A 14,355-nucleotide genomic window follows, 5' to 3' on the forward strand; every position below is an offset into this window, starting at 1 on the left:
GAACACTGCATTCGGATCCAGTGGACGCCTGGATTGCACGTACATACGGTCGTCATCATCACGTCCCATAGGTGATACGGGAGCGTGCATCGAACCCTTCCTACTCGCGCTTTCACGGAGTAGTGCATCGGTTAGTGTGGATTGAATCGTTGCGCCGTCTCCCACTTAAGGGACACGGTTTGATTCAACCCACGGCATGGACCCACTGGGATTTGAACCCAGGGCATCCTCCTTGCAAAGGAGGCACTCTACCACTGAGCTATGGGCCCACCTCCCCAGAACAGGGAGGGTTAAATTAGCCCTGGCAGTTCAAAGGTGCCCGACCAGCAAAGTGGTCGAGGTCGTCGAGGAACCCTCGTGTGTCTGTCGTGATGACAGACGGTGGTGGGCCAGGTCGTGTCGACCTGGTCCCGTGTGTTAGGAGGTGATCCAGCCGCAGATTCCCCTACGGCTACCTTGTTACGACTTAAGCCCCCTTGCGAAGCCCAGATTCGACCACCGGATGGTGGCCTCATCCGGACCTCACTCGGGTGCTTTGACGGGCGGTGTGTGCAAGGAGCAGGGACGTATTCACCGCGCTCTTCTGAAGCGCGATTACTACCGAATCCAGCTTCATGAGGGCGGGTTTCAGCCCTCAATCCGAACTACGACCACGTTTAAGAGATTACCGTCCTCTTTCGGGGTTGGAACCCGTTGTCGTGGCCATTGTAGCCCGCGTGTAGCCCAGCTCATTCGGGGCATGCTGACCTACCGTTGCCCGTTCCTTCCTCCACGTTAGCCGTGGCGGTCTCCCTAATGTACCCAACTACCACAAGGGTATTGCTGGCAATTAGGGATGCGGGTCTCGCTCGTTGCCTGACTTAACAGGATGCCTCACGGTACGAGCTGACGGCGGCCATGCACCTCCTCTCTGCAGCTCGGGTAAGCCCATCAGACTGACCGTCGTTACTGCAGTCGGAGCTGGTGAGATGTCCGGCGTTGAGTCCAATTAAACCGCAGGCTCCTCCGGTTGTAGTGCTCCCCCGCCAATTCCTTTAAGTTTCATCCTTGCGGACGTACTTCCCAGGCGGCTCGCTTCTCGGCTTCCCTACGGCACAGCGCTGGCTCGTAGCCAACGCCACACCTAGCGAGCATCGTTTACAGCTAGGACTACCCGGGTATCTAATCCGGTTCGTGACCCTAGCTTTCGTCCCTCACCGTCGGGTCCGTCTTCTCGAGGCGCTTTCGCCACCGGTGGTCCGTCCAGGATTACGGGATTTCACTCCTACCCCGGACGTACCCCTCGAGTCTTCCGGCCCCAAGCCAGCTGGTTTCCGCCGGACGCCCACGCGTTAAGCGCGTGGATTTCCCGACGGACCTGTCTGGCTGGCTACGGACGCTTTAGGCCCAATAATAGCGGCCATCACTTGGACTGCCGGTATTACCGCGGCGGCTGGCACCGGTCTTGCCCAGTCCTTATTCGTACACCACCTTACGGTGTACAAAAGCGAGGACTATATGCCCTCGCACTCGGAGTCCCCTTATCGCACTATCGTGCAGTGTAAAGTTTTCGCGCCTGCTGCGCCCCGTAGGGCCCGGAATCTTGTCTCAGATTCCGTCTCCGGGCTCTTGCTCTCACAACCCGTACCGATTATCGGCACGGTGGGCCGTTACCCCACCGTCTACCTAATCGGCCGCAGCCACACCCTATGGCGCCAGAGCGTTTCCAGTTTCCTTCACTCCAGAGTGGAAACCTTATTCGAGATTAGCCTCAGTTTCCCGAGGTTATCTCGATCCATAGGACAGTTTGGCCACGTGTTACTGAGCTATCTGCCACGGGTCTAAACCCGTGCGACTAGCATGGCTAAAGCGGACTCCGATAGCAATGGCCTCCGGCAGGATCAACCGGAATGGTTGCCGAGCACAAGGCTCGGTGGGTTTCTGGCGGAGACACGCTATCGTGTCAATGTATGGTATGGTCCGTCAGTTCGACGACCCCTAACCACTTCGTTGGCCGGGTGTCACCGAACTGCCAGGGCTAACATCAGATCCCATCGTGTACGGCGGACCGCAGGGGTGGAATCCTCATTTCCTTCGGACCTGAACGTTGTCTTCGATGGGTCATAAACCCATCGAAGTTCGTTCGCAGTCCGAGACTGCGTGACGGGTTGAACGCCACGCGAATCGCGTCGAGTCTTTCTCTGCGTTATGGTTCAAGGAACCCATACTACTTAAGGGCACCGAACCGCGTTCGTCCTTCGGTGGGAAGACCCCCGAAGGCTCGTCACATCCAATCCAAGTACCCCATCACACTTAAGGGCATCGGATTGGAAGCGTTTCGCACCTCGCAAATCGCACGAGGGCGCTCACGCCCAAACCGAGTACCCCAGTACATTTAAGGGCAACGGATTGGGATTTGTTTCGAGAAACGGCCAAGACGCCTTAAAAAGGCGTCGATTCTCGCCGTTTCTCGGAGGCCCAAACCACCGGACCTCGTTCGCATTCAAACGAATGGCCGGGTTACACTTAAGGCCGTCGAATGCGAATCTCTTAGAGGTGTAGTGACGTGCCAATCACGTCACGCGGTTTCAGGGTATCGACAGAGTAACGTTGTTACTAGTTGGAATCCTGAGACGAGTAATCAGTACGTAGTTCTGTGGTCGAGCCAGCGTGTGAAATGTAGCGCGGGAGGAGAACGGGCCGGTCATTCTGCGCATCGTGCGCGTCGTCGCGGCGGGTGGTGCCCGCGCAAGTGTATCTACAGGGACCGTCCCAATAATCCCATCTATCTCGCTCGCGCACGCGAAGAACACTATATGATCGAAGCGGCGAAAATGGATGAAAAGTAGTTCCCGGACGGGCTACTCATCGAGGTGTTCGATGCCCTGCTTCGAGACGTTGGCCTCGGTGATCTCGTCCGGCATCCAGTCGGGTTTGTCGTCGGGGGCAGATTCGTGCCATGCCCAGCCTTCATAAATGTGTACTTTGTCGGTGCCTTTCTCTCGAAGTCGAATCTCGGTTCGGTTGGCCGCGTCTTCCGACGACGCCGGGTCGAGGCGTCGGGCCGCTTTCAGTGCGGCCTGCCGAGGAGTGTTCCCCGAGAAGACACTACTCTCGTCACCGTCGGTTCCTCGGAGCGCAAAATTCCGCTTACCGTCTTCACGTACCATGGTTTTCTCCTCCATGCCAACCCAGCACAGGACCAACTATAAATATATCGCCGATATGAGCCATTTTCAGCGGAACTTTTATATATGGCGTTCGCGCCGTCCGGCGATTTGCCCCGGAAACGCGCACACCGTGAGCCGGACCACGAGACGTAAGTCAGGGGCGTTCGTAGACTGAAGCGAATGGGAACGGGGTCGGTCGGTAGAAAACACTTAAGTATAATCTGGGGCGAACTTACGAATACGATACCGCGATGGTACGGAAAAAGAAGCTCAGCCCTAGTGGCGCAAAAGGCGAGGACGGCGAGTATCACAACGTCCACATCAACTTGCACGAGGACGAACTCGCCGTCGCCGGCATGGACATCGGCGACGAGGTGTTCGTGCGCGTCAGGGAAGACAAAATCATCATCCAGAAGGCCGACAAAGACGAGGTCGAACACGAGTTCTAAGTCGGAACGAGGCCTTTTTGCCACCGGAGGCGGGGTAGTCCTACAATGAACGGCTACCAGTTGGTGAAACCACTGCTGTTCGGTCTGCCTGCCGAGACCGCACACGATGCGGTCCACGCAGGGATGCGATTCGCACAGGGAACCCCGATAGCCGACGCGCTCCGGTCTCAGTACGTCGTCTCCGACGACCGGCTCCGCGTCGAGGCCTTCGACCAGCAGTTCCCCAATCCCGTCGGCGTCGCCGCCGGGTTCGACAAGAACGCCCAACTCCCCGAGATGCTGTCGGCTCTCGGCTTCGGCTACGTCGAGGTTGGCGGCGTCACGGCCGACCCCCAGTCGGGTAACCTCCGCCCGCGGATGTTCCGCCTGCGCGAGGACCGAGGCATCGTCAACCGGATGGGCCTGAACAACCACGGCGCGGACGTGGTGGGCGAACGCCTCACGGCGACCGACGCGGACGTACCAGTCGGGGTCAACCTCGCCAAGACCGAACACGTCGCCATCGACGACGCGCCCGAGGACTACCGCTACACCTACCAGCGAGTCGCCGATGGCGGTGATTTCTTCGTGGTCAACGTCTCGTGTCCCAACTCCGAGGGCTTCCGTGACCTCCAGAACCGCGATTCGATGGAGGCCATCCTCACGACGCTCCAAGACGCGGGCGCGAGTCCCCTCCTCGTCAAACTCTCACCCGACCTGCCGGACCCCGCAATCGAGGACGCGCTGGACCTCGTGAACGAACTCGGCCTAGATGGCGTCATCGCCACCAACACCACCACCGACCGCCCGGATACCCTCGAAAGCCACAATCGCGCCGAGGAGGGCGGTCTCTCCGGCAAACCTATCGAATCCCGAGCCACGGAGATGGTCCGGTTCGTCGCCGAGCGGGTGGACGTGCCGGTCGTCGGCGTCGGCGGCGTCTTCACTGCGGAGGACGCCTACCGGAAGTTACGCGCGGGCGCGCACGTTGTTCAATTATATACTGGTCTCGTCTACCGGGGTCCGTCCATCGCGCGGGACATCAACGAGGGACTCCTCGACCTGCTGGAGCGCGACGGCTTCGACTCGGTAGAGGAGGTCGTCGGCGCGGACCTCGACTGACCTCGCGTCGAGATAGCTCGAAGTAACGAGAGAGTCGCACAGAGCAAAAGCGAAGGCGCGGAGAATCGGGGGAGAGCTATTCGAGCGCGTCGAGTCGGAACTCGAAGCCTGCCACCGGCAGTTCGAGGTCGTGTCCGACCAGCACCTCGGGGTGAATCTCGCCGAGGACGCCGACCGACTCGCCGTCCATCACGATTTCTGCCGCGCGACCGTCGATGAACGTCGGGTGGTCAGTTGCAGGCGTTTCGAGGTCCACGTCGAAGTTGCGCGCGATGGCCTGCAGTCGGGCCTTGGCGTCCTCGTAGGAGGCGTCGTGGCGCGCGAGGACTCCGGCAACTGTCCGGCGCTCGGCGACGCCCGTGTTCTCGCTTTCGTCCACGTGCGCTGTGAAGCCGATTTCGGCGAGGTCCTGCGGGTAGGCCCGGTGGGTGTTGTTTTCCAGCACCATCATGAGCGAGGGGAGCGCCCACGTCCGGAGCATGGTGTAGTCCTCGCTGTAGGGTTCGAGGATGGTCGCGGGTTCGTCAGCGCCGACGACCGAATCCCCTTCGGAGAGGCGCATGCGCTCGAAGTTCTCGGCTTCGTTAATCATGTGGAAGTTGAGCAGGTCCTCGAAGCCCAACCCGACCAGTACGTCGCGGGCGGCGTCCTCCAACTTCGAGCGGTCGTGTCTACTGCCGACCGTCCCCACGTCGGGGTAGCGCGGTTCGAGGTCGTTGAAGCCGTAGGCCCTGCCCACGTCGTCCACGATGTCGAGGGGGTGAAGCACGTCCACCCGGTAGGGCGGTACTTCGACCTCGTAGGCCACTTCGTCGTCTCCGACTTCCTTCGTCTCGGCGTCGAGACCAGAGCGTTCCAGCAGGTCGATGACGCGCTCGGCGCTCAGGTCGATGCCGAGGGTGCGCTCGATGCGCTCGTGAGTCACCGTCTTCTCGCGGACTTCGAGGTCCGGGCGCACGAGGGTCCGGTCCGGATAGTTGACCTCGACCTCCTCGACCCTCGCACCGCGGGCGTCGAGGGCGTAACAGATGATACTGCACATGTGGTCGATGGTCCACTGGTCGGTCCCCGTCAGTTCGACGAACAGGTCCCGCGAGTCGGTCGAGACCTCGGTCCGGCGGCCGTTGATGACCGGCGGGAAGGAGAACAGGCCGATGTCGTCGTAAATCGCGGGGTAACGGTCGTACTCCGACACGAGGTCGGCGTAGGTCTCTCCGGTCGGGTGCGACCGAAGCACCTCGTCGGGCGTCATCTCGGCGTCCGAGTCGAGGGGGACGAACCGGTCGCCGTCGGGGTCGATGCCCCGGTAGGTGATGGACTTGCCGAGTTCCGCGCCCTCCTCGGTGACCGCGGTGCCTTTCAGCATCGTCAGGTCGTGGATGCCGATGGCACCCTTGGCCCGCTTTCTGCCCATCGTGGCGTGGAGTTTCTCCTGCAGTTGGATGAGCGAGTCCAGCGCCTCGTCGTCCAAGTCCACGTCACGAATCACTGCGCCGGTGACGTAGGGGCGTTCGTCGGGAACCGACTCCTCGACTTCGATGGTCCAGTCGGCGTCGTTAGTCGAGGGGACGTAGACTCCTCGGTCGTCGCCGTACTGGTAGCGAAGCGAGCGCGCGACTCCTTCGACCGAGAGTCGGTCGAGACGGTCGGGCGCGAACTCGAGTTGGAAGTCGTCGTCCTCTGTTCGACCCTCGTACTCCAATCCGAGCGCGAACAGGTCGTCTAGCAGTTCGTCGTCCGATTTCTCGTCGTGACCGGTCAGTTCCCGGAGTTCGTCGGGATTCACGTCTACGACAGGCATCAGTGTAGCACCTCCGTCTCGCGGAGCAGTTCGAGGTCACACAGCGTCCCGTGAACGTCGCGGATGTCCTCGAAGCCGTACATCAACATCAGCAGGCGTTCCAGCGCGAGGCCCCACGCCATCACGTCGCACTCGACGCCGAGGGGTTCGAGGACCTCCTCGCGGAACATCCCGCTGTTTCCGATTTCGACCATCTCGCCGGTCGTCGGGTGGGTGCCGAACAACTCGAAACTCGGCTCCGTGTAGGGGTTGTAGTGGGGCTTGAACTCGATGTCCGTGATGCCGAACTGCTCGTAGAACTCCTCGAAGGTCCCCATCAGGTCCCGGACCGACAGGTCCTCGGCCATCACCCACCCCTCGATTTGGTAGAACTCCAGCAGGTGAGTCGGGTCGAGGGTGTCGTTGCGGTAGACTTTCTCGACGCTGAAGAACCGTTGGGGAGGCTCCAGTTCGCCCTCGGCGTGGCCCGAGAGGTACCGCATCGACAGCGAGGTGGTGTGGCCCCGGAGCGCCAGCGCCCGAGCGAAGTCCTCATCCCACGGCGAGTGGTACCCCTCGCCGTCGTCGCCGACGCCCTCGTGGTGGGCGTTTTCGACCCGCTCCACGAGGTCCGCGGGCAGGTCGCCGATTTGCTCGGGGTTGTCCAGCGCGAACCGGTCCCAGTGGGTCCGGGCCGGGTGGTCTTGGGGCATGAACAGCGCGTCGTTAATCCAGAAGTCGGCGTCCACGTGCGGGCCTTCCATCTCCTCGAAGCCCATGCCGACCAGCGTGTCCTTCACGCTGTTGGCGGTCTGGCGCAGGATGTGGGTCTTGCCGCCGTCCACGCGCTCGGCGTCGGCCTCGACGTTGTACTCGGCGAACTCCACGTCGCGCCACTCGCCGGAGGTCAGCATCTCTGGCGTGAGTTGGCCCACGGTCTGGGCCGTCTCGACGCCCTCCATCAGCGCGGTCACGCCCTCGTCGGTGAGGGTGACGGACCGAACCGTCGATTCGGAGACGGTGACGAGGCCTCTGCTCTCCAACTGCTCGACCACGCCGGCGTCTTCGACCGACTCGCCCGCGTCGAGGTCAGCGAGGAGCTTCGCCTCGGCGTCACTCTCGGGGTCGGCGTCGGGGTCGGCCGTAATCTCGCCGCTCTCGATGGTCCCGTAGCCCTTCCGGGCGTAGTTCGACAGGGCGATGTCAACCTGCGGGCCTTCGAGACCGGACTGGCCGATGACCCGACCCATCTGGGCGGGTTCGTCGTCGGCCCCGGCGTCGAGTGCGGCCTCGTAGAGGAGGACCTCGGGTAAGCCATCCACGACGTACTCGCGGCCCTCCTCGGTGATTGCGACCGATTCGTCGGTGGTCTCGGAGACCGTCACGAGGCCGGCGTCCTCCAACTCGAAGGCCGCGCCCGCGATGGTCTCGGGTTTCTGACCGGTCTCGTCCGCTAACTGCTCGAAAGTCTGTGCGTCGTTCGCGCTCGCGGCCTGTAGTACCGCGACCTGTGATTCGGGTAGTTTCATCGTCCGTTGGCTCTCTTTGTGGTTACGTGCCCGTGCGCCCGCTTATCGTTTCTGAAGCGCGGCCGAATCCGGAGACGGTCCCACTGCTCGGACCGGCCTCGCGCGAGCGGTTTCGTCCCGGTCGGAGTCTCGTCCGACCGGGAGTTCACCGCTCGTCAGGGCGCGAAGAAGAAGCCGAACCCCGCACGCTGTTGGCGTGGCTGGCGAACGCTACCACCGGTCTGGGGTTCGGATGGCATACGCGGGAGTTGTTCGTAATCCGTGAAAAACGTTCCGGGGAGGTCCGGGTCGAAACGGATGCCGGTAGGGATTTTCCGAGCAGACTTTGCGCTCAAAGACAACTAAACAATTGGCAAAGAAATAATTATGGTTGCTAAAACTCGCTCTGGATGATTTCGAGCGTGTCCTCGCGGTCGGCCCAGTCCACGAACACCGCCACGCTGGTCGCGCTGGTGATGAGGTCGTGGATGGTGATGTGGTCCTCTGAGAGGGAGTTGACCAACTCCTGAATGACTCCCGACTGGGTGGGGAGTTCGCCGCCGACGACTCGGATGACCGCCACCTCGTCGTCCACCGTGACGCTCGATAGGGAGTCCTCCTCGATGACCTCTCGGTGGAGGATGTTCTCGGCGCGCTCGGCCACCGACTCGTCCACGTAGAACGTCACCGAATCCATCCCGCTGGAGGTGGCGTCGATGTTGATGTCGCTCTCGCCGAGCGCGCTCGAAAGCTCCTGTAAGATTCCGGGTCGGTTCCGAATCGCCCGGCCCGCGACGGTGAGGCAGGCGAGTGGCTCCTCGCGCATGTCCACGAGGTTCTCGAACTCGCCGGTCACGTCGGTCCCGCCGGCCAGCAGGTCGCCGTGCTGATAGTGGACCACGCGGACCCGCAGGTTCTCGTCTTTGTACGACAGCGCGCTGGGCGCGACCACCTCCGCGCCGCGGAACGAGAGGTTCCGGAGTTCGTCCACCGAGATTTCGCCGACGTTCCGCGCACCCTCCACAACGTGGGGGTCGCCGGTCATGACGCCCTCGACGTCGGTTACGATGACAACCTCGTCGGCGTCCATGTAGTTGCCGAGCATCACTGCGGTCGTGTCAGAGCCGCCCCGACCGAGCGTGGTGACGTTGCCCTCGGGGTCCTCGGCGAGGAACCCGGTGATGACCGGCACCACGTCGTCGAGTTCCGCGGTGAGTTCCTCTGCGGCCTGCTGGGTTCGCTCGGCGTCGAGTTCGCCGCGCTCGTCGGTGAAGACGGGCCAGCGGTCGCTTCCCGGTTCCACGAAGACGGCCTCGACGCCGCGGGCAGAGAGGGCGGCTTTCAGCATCCGGACGCTGGTGCGCTCGCCCATGCTCACGATTTCGGCCCGGTCTTGCTCCTCGGTCTCGAACTCGATTTCGTCCAAGAGTTCGTCGGTGGTGTCGCCCATCGCGCTGGCGACCACCGCGATTTCGTGGCCCTGCGCCACGGCGTCGGCCACCGAGTCCGCCGCGCGGTTGATTCGGTCGCCGCTTCCGAGGCTAGTACCGCCGAACTTGGCTACTACTCGCATACTATCACCTGAGAGTCACAGAAACTCCACGCGAGACGCTGGTGCATGAGAGTGGCTAACTCAGGAACGCAGATAATTGCTTCCATGTGTGAGAGGCTTGCCGGACCCGAGTTTCGGTCCGCTACGTGTCGGCATCGGCGGGAACCGACTCGCGGTCGTCGTCACGCTCGGTCTCCTCGCGTTCGCCCTCCTCGTAGGCATCGTCCATCTCGGCGATGGGGTCGAAGGTGACCAGTCCCTTCCCGCCGGTGAACTCGTAGGCGACCCACTCGGGAATCGCCAGCACGCCGTTCATCTTTCGGATTCTGATGCGCTTGATGAGCGTGTCGGAGACGATTTCCGGGTTCACCTGCATGTCAACGATGCCGTCCATGGCGTAGCCGAGGTCGTGGGGGAAGGTCTTCTCCTCGCCCGTAATCGTCCCGCCGGCGAAGATGGGGACGAACCGGCCCTTGCAGATGTCGGCCCGGATGTCCTTGACGAAGTTGTACGCTCGCACCGGTTGGACCAGCGTGCCGAACTCGGTCAACGAGTCGATGACCACGACCCCGCAGTCGCTCATTCCCAACCCTTCGAGGCAGTTGTCGAGTTTGTTGTGGAGTTCGCTCACGTCGCTGGGGTCCCGGACGGTCTGGGTCACTGGCCGCGTGATGTCGTAGATGTGGCGGTTCCACTCGTCCATCCGGTCGAACATGCGTTCGCGGTCCCGACCCTCCATCCGATAGGTGAAGCAGTCCACGATGTGGAGTTGCCCCGATTCCAGATACGGCAGGACGTTCCAGTCCAGCGAGAGGAAATTCTCCACGACCGAGATTGGCGGTTCGGTGAAAGTGACGAACGCCGCGGGTTCGTTGCGCTCCAAGGCCCGCCAGACGAGTTCGGCCCGCAGAGCGTCGTCGCGCGACCCCTCGTCGTTGGCCAGCAGGACGAACGAGTTCCGGGGGAACCCCTGCGGGAGGAACTTGTCGAGGCCCGAGATACCGGTCCGAATCCGGCGGAAGCCGTGGTACTCGGTGAACGCGCGGTCGGTCTCGGCCATCGCGTCCCGACAGGCCTCGGTGCAGAACTCGCGGGTTTCGTCCTCGCATTCCATCGTCACCGGGTCGGTCGAGTACGGAAGCCGACAGAAGTCACAGCGGTCGGCGTCCGAGGACTCGCCGCCGGGGTCCGAGTCGGGACCGCCGCCCGAATTGTCCCTGCTATCCATACCCACGACCTAGGGGTGCGAGCGAAAAAGCCCTGCGCGTCCGAGAGTCAGTCGATACGTCCTCGGTCCGAGCGCCCCGCGAACTTTAACTTAGTCGGGAGACGAAACGTGAACAATGCGCGTGCGAGATGCGGTCGAGGAGGACGGTGCGGTACTCGGCGAACTCGCCGATGCTCCCGCCGAAGTGATGCACAACGTGGTTCACGACCGGACGGTTCGAGTGGCCGAGGAGCCAGCAGACGGTGAGACTCGGAGCGAAGGGGAGGACGACGCCGAAGTGGTCGGGTTCGTCGGGTTCGACGCGATGCCCGGAACGGTCCGCGTGACCTACCTCCGGGGGACCCGCGAGGCCCGCGAGCGACTGCTGGAGGAGCCAGTTCGGTTCGCCCGCAAGGAGGGGATGAGCGTCGAGGCGCTGGTGCCCGAAGACGAGGCGGAGACGAAGGCAGTGGTCGAATCAGCAGGGTTCCGCCAAATCGGGACCGGGCCGCGGTTCGACGGCGGTCGGACCCTCGAATACCGACTGGAACCGGCGTCGTAGAATCGGCGTCTCCGGTGGCTTCGGCGACGCTCGAACCGGGCCGGGTCTCGCCAGAAAAATCGCCTCAGCGAACGCGAACCCCTCTGTTTCGGGTGGAAACTCTCAGTCTCGACTGAACTGCCGGACCGTCATGTCGAGCGTGTCGAGGTCCAGAATCGGCGCGTAGCCAGCGTCCGGGTCGATGTTGACCGACTTCTGGAAATCAGTCTGGGCCTGCCAACACCCGGAGTTGACCGCGAGGACGTTGTGGTACTTGCCCCACCCGAGTTTGTGGACGTGGCCGGTGTGGAACACGTCGGGCACGGTGTCCATCACGAGGTAATCTTTCTCCTCTGGCGCGAGGCGTGTCTTGCCGCCGAACTGGGGTGCGACGTGGCGCTTCTTCAGCAGTTGGTACATCGCCTTGTGGGGGTCGTCGTAACTCGCCTTGTCGTCGGGAAGTTCGGCGATAACCTCGTCCAGCGAGACGCCGTGGTACATCAGGATGTCCACGCCCTCAACGGTGACGGTGGAGGGGTTGCCCGAGATGCGGGCGTCGTGGACCGACATGATGTCCCTCAGCTCCTCGTCGAATCCGGGTTGGGGTTCGGCGAGTCGAACCGCGTCGTGGTTGCCCGGAATCATCAGAATCTCCATGTCGCCGGGCACCTCCTTCAGATACTCCGAGAACTGCTCGTACTGCTCGTAGATGTCGATGATGTCCAACTCGTCGTCTTGGTCGGGGTAGACGCCGACGCCCTCCACCATGTCGCCCGCGACGAGGAGGTACTCGACGCGCTCGGCCTCCTCGGTGTGAAGCCAGTCGGCGAACCGGGACCACGCGTCGGCCATGAACTCCTGACTGCCGACGTGAACGTCGCTGATGAGCGCGGCCTGCACGTGGCGGTCGGCGGTCGATGGCTTGTAGGTTCGGGGCACGTCGGGGAAGTAGAGGTCGTCCACGAACAGGATGCCGTCGCCGTCGTCGTTGTCGTCCGAGAGCGTTCCCTCGACTGCGATAACCTCGTCGTGGAGGAGTTCGTTCACCGTGTCGGCGAACTCCCGGTCTTTCATGATGAGACAGGGGTAGGTTCCGCTGGTATCTTCCAGTTCGACGAGCCAGTGACCGCTCGCAGTCGAGCGGATGTCGCTGACCATCCCGACGATGGCGGTGTCTCCGCCGCCGGGCATCGACTGGACCGCGGAGGTCGGCCGGGCGTTGACCCGCGAGCGCAACTGTTTCGAGAGGCGCTCGAAGCGGTCCTTGAACACCGACACGAAGTCGTCGTACTCGCCGGTGCCGGTACTCTCGCCCGTGATGTCGCCCTCGATTTCGAGCGACCGGGCGTCGAAGTCCGGGTCCCGGACCGACTCGTCGGGTCGGGACACGTCGGTCACGCCGTCGCCGAACTCCGAACCGTCGGCGTCCGGACTGGTCTCTCCGTCGTTACCGGCGACTGCGACAGCGCCGTCGCCACTCGAATCGACACCATTACTGTCAACCCCCTTCGTTTCATCTGGAGAACCTAACTCGTTCTTCGGGTTGGTTCCGGTATCGGGTCCACTCGAAACTGGGGCGTTGCCGTTTCCAGCCTCGAACTCCGCGAGGACCTCCTCGACGTGGGCGGACGAGAGTTTCAGCGCCTCGTCGGGCGCGCGTTCGACCACCGCTTCGAGCGCGGCGTTCGGGTCGTCTGCCCCCGCCAGCAGGGTCACGGCCTCGCGGTCGGCGTTCCAGCCGCGACTGGTGAGTTCGCTGACGATACGAGCGGGCGTCTCCAGCGGCACGTTCTTCCAATTTCGGGGGTTCGCCAAAAGGATAGCGGAGCGCGGTGGGTGCGGTACGCCGAGACACCCGCGGCCCGAGACAGCGATTCGACTCCGAGGTGGCCGGAGAGCCGTGAACCCACTTTCGAGCAATTATTTTAGTTTCTAAATATAGCTTCTTATTTCTTTAATGATTGTGTAGGCGTGTAAGGCGGACGTGGCTCGCACCCGGAAAATTGACAACCTCAGAACGGTAAGGTGGGTCCGATGAGTGCTTCCCGAGACGGTCCATCGTCCGACGAGGACGAACCCGATAGTTCACCTACCTCGTCGGAACTGCGGGCCGACGCCGCGGCGACTGACGGAGGCGAGCGCGAGGAGGGCACCGGCCCGCTCGCGTTGGTCCGTCGGTTCCGTCGGAGCGACAACGAGGTGGTCGTGTTCGTCCGCGAGATGTTGAGTAGCGCCGGTATCGTGCTGGCCATCGGGCTTCTCCTCTTTGCCATCAGCGGGGTCTGGCCCCCGATGGTCGCCATCGAGAGCGGGAGCATGGAACCCCAGATGCAGAAAGGTGACCTCGTGTTCATCATGGACGAGGGTCGTCTCGTGCCCGACGCCGCGCAGTCCGGAACCGGCGTCGTGACGTACAAGACGGGCCAAGACTCCGGATACAAGAGTTTCAACAACTACGGCGACGTGATAATCTACAAACCCGACGGGAAGAACTATCAGACGCCCATCATCCATCGCGCCCGCTTCTGGGTCGAGGAGGGCGAGAACTGGTACGACGAGGCCGACAAGCAGTACATCGACGCGGACAACTGCCAGCAGTTGACCAACTGCCCGGCCCCCAACGCCGGATTCATCACGAAGGGCGACGCCAACGGCTTCTACGACCAAGCCGCGTGGAGTGGCGGCGCGCTCAGCGACCCCGTGAAGCCGAGTTGGATTCGGGGCACCGCCGAGGTCCGCATCCCGTGGCTCGGCTGGGTCCGCCTCCAGTTCTCGGGCGCGGCCTACGTCGCTCCGTCCTCGCTCCCGACGGCCTCGCTCTCGACCACGCCGCTCGTCGCTCCCGGTGTGTCCTCTCCCGGTGTAGCCTCGCCCAGTATGGCCTCCCCAGTGTAGCCTCACCCGGCGCGGTTTCCCTCGCCCCGGTTCGACTCGGCCCGCCCGCTGTTTCGACTGCGTTTCGACTGCGTAACCATGCTGTTTTGACTGCGTAACCAAACACCGTTTTTCCGACGAGAAGCAGGCGACGAGGAGAGCAAGCCCTCCGTTTCGTGTGAAACAACTTTCAG

Annotated in this window: 10 protein-coding genes, 1 tRNA gene and 1 rRNA gene; 4 read left to right on the plus strand and 8 right to left on the minus strand. The window is 62.7% G+C overall.

Annotated elements, in window-relative coordinates; translation table 11 throughout:
• Positions 1-197: 197 nt before the first annotated feature.
• From P2T57_RS12375 to P2T57_RS12385, 3 genes are all read right to left on the minus strand, one after another.
• A tRNA-Ala gene (locus P2T57_RS12375) sits at positions 198-269 on the minus strand.
• A gap of 150 nt (positions 270-419) precedes the next feature.
• Positions 420-1,891, minus strand: a 16S ribosomal RNA gene (locus tag P2T57_RS12380).
• A gap of 949 nt (positions 1,892-2,840) precedes the next feature.
• Entirely contained in the window at positions 2,841-3,149 is a 309-nt protein-coding gene (locus tag P2T57_RS12385) for a non-histone chromosomal MC1 family protein (RefSeq protein WP_276299523.1), read from the minus strand.
• A 251-nt stretch (positions 3,150-3,400) separates the two neighbouring features.
• On the opposite strand from P2T57_RS12385, the gene P2T57_RS12390 reads away from it, so the two are divergent.
• Positions 3,401-3,598 (plus strand): hypothetical protein, encoded by a 198-nt coding sequence (locus tag P2T57_RS12390; protein WP_115798291.1) that lies wholly within the window; start codon positions 3,401-3,403, stop codon positions 3,596-3,598.
• A 45-nt stretch (positions 3,599-3,643) separates the two neighbouring features.
• On the plus strand, positions 3,644-4,699 hold the full coding sequence (locus tag P2T57_RS12395) for a quinone-dependent dihydroorotate dehydrogenase (protein WP_276299524.1): 1,056 nt from the start codon (positions 3,644-3,646) through the stop codon (positions 4,697-4,699).
• Between the two features lie 76 nt (positions 4,700-4,775).
• On the opposite strand, the gene pheT is transcribed toward P2T57_RS12395, so the two are convergent.
• From pheT to P2T57_RS12415, 4 genes are all read right to left on the minus strand, one after another.
• Positions 4,776-6,500, minus strand: coding sequence for a phenylalanine--tRNA ligase subunit beta (pheT, locus tag P2T57_RS12400; RefSeq protein ID WP_276299525.1), 1,725 nt, complete (start codon positions 6,498-6,500; stop codon positions 4,776-4,778).
• Positions 6,500-8,008 carry a phenylalanine--tRNA ligase subunit alpha gene (gene pheS, locus P2T57_RS12405; protein WP_276299526.1) on the minus strand — a complete coding sequence of 503 codons (1,509 nt, stop codon included), beginning with the start codon at positions 8,006-8,008 and terminating at the stop codon, positions 6,500-6,502. The genes pheT and pheS overlap by 1 nt, the downstream gene beginning before the upstream one ends.
• 373 nt (positions 8,009-8,381) lie before the next feature.
• Positions 8,382-9,560 carry an aspartate kinase gene (locus P2T57_RS12410; RefSeq protein WP_276299527.1) on the minus strand — a complete coding sequence of 393 codons (1,179 nt, stop codon included), beginning with the start codon at positions 9,558-9,560 and terminating at the stop codon, positions 8,382-8,384.
• A gap of 121 nt (positions 9,561-9,681) precedes the next feature.
• Positions 9,682-10,767, minus strand: coding sequence for an RAD55 family ATPase (locus tag P2T57_RS12415; RefSeq protein ID WP_276299528.1), 1,086 nt, complete (start codon positions 10,765-10,767; stop codon positions 9,682-9,684).
• Between the two features lie 115 nt (positions 10,768-10,882).
• On the opposite strand from P2T57_RS12415, the gene P2T57_RS12420 reads away from it, so the two are divergent.
• The gene (locus tag P2T57_RS12420) at positions 10,883-11,308 is read left to right on the plus strand and encodes a GNAT family N-acetyltransferase (RefSeq protein ID WP_276299529.1); all 426 of its coding nucleotides are present in this window, start codon (positions 10,883-10,885) and stop codon (positions 11,306-11,308) included.
• A 102-nt stretch (positions 11,309-11,410) separates the two neighbouring features.
• Here the strand turns inward: P2T57_RS12420 and P2T57_RS12425 are convergent, their stop codons facing one another.
• A complete protein-coding gene (locus tag P2T57_RS12425) occupies positions 11,411-13,075 on the minus strand; it encodes a DNA-directed DNA polymerase II small subunit (RefSeq protein ID WP_276299530.1) in 1,665 nt (554 codons plus the stop codon).
• Between the two features lie 246 nt (positions 13,076-13,321).
• Here P2T57_RS12425 and P2T57_RS12430 point away from each other — a divergent pair, with 246 nt between their 5' ends.
• Positions 13,322-14,182 (plus strand): S26 family signal peptidase, encoded by an 861-nt coding sequence (locus P2T57_RS12430; protein ID WP_276299531.1) that lies wholly within the window; start codon positions 13,322-13,324, stop codon positions 14,180-14,182.
• Positions 14,183-14,355 lie beyond the last annotated feature (173 nt).

This window comes from Halorussus lipolyticus (assembly GCF_029338375.1).
GTDB lineage: Archaea > Halobacteriota > Halobacteria > Halobacteriales > Haladaptataceae > Halorussus > Halorussus lipolyticus.

Bases quoted from the DNA above. Each gene is read 5' to 3' on its own strand.
- P2T57_RS12385 (WP_276299523.1), bottom strand. From the start codon at position 3,149: ATGGTACGTGAAGACGGTAAGCGGAATTTTGCGCTCCGAGGAACCGAC.
- P2T57_RS12390 (WP_115798291.1), top strand. From the start codon at position 3,401: ATGGTACGGAAAAAGAAGCTCAGCCCTAGTGGCGCAAAAGGCGAGGAC.
- P2T57_RS12395 (WP_276299524.1), top strand. From the start codon at position 3,644: ATGAACGGCTACCAGTTGGTGAAACCACTGCTGTTCGGTCTGCCTGCC.
- pheT (WP_276299525.1), bottom strand. From the start codon at position 6,500: ATGCCTGTCGTAGACGTGAATCCCGACGAACTCCGGGAACTGACCGGT.
- pheS (WP_276299526.1), bottom strand. From the start codon at position 8,008: ATGAAACTACCCGAATCACAGGTCGCGGTACTACAGGCCGCGAGCGCG.
- P2T57_RS12410 (WP_276299527.1), bottom strand. From the start codon at position 9,560: ATGCGAGTAGTAGCCAAGTTCGGCGGTACTAGCCTCGGAAGCGGCGAC.
- P2T57_RS12415 (WP_276299528.1), bottom strand. From the start codon at position 10,767: ATGGATAGCAGGGACAATTCGGGCGGCGGTCCCGACTCGGACCCCGGC.
- P2T57_RS12420 (WP_276299529.1), top strand. From the start codon at position 10,883: ATGCGCGTGCGAGATGCGGTCGAGGAGGACGGTGCGGTACTCGGCGAA.
- P2T57_RS12430 (WP_276299531.1), top strand. From the start codon at position 13,322: ATGAGTGCTTCCCGAGACGGTCCATCGTCCGACGAGGACGAACCCGAT.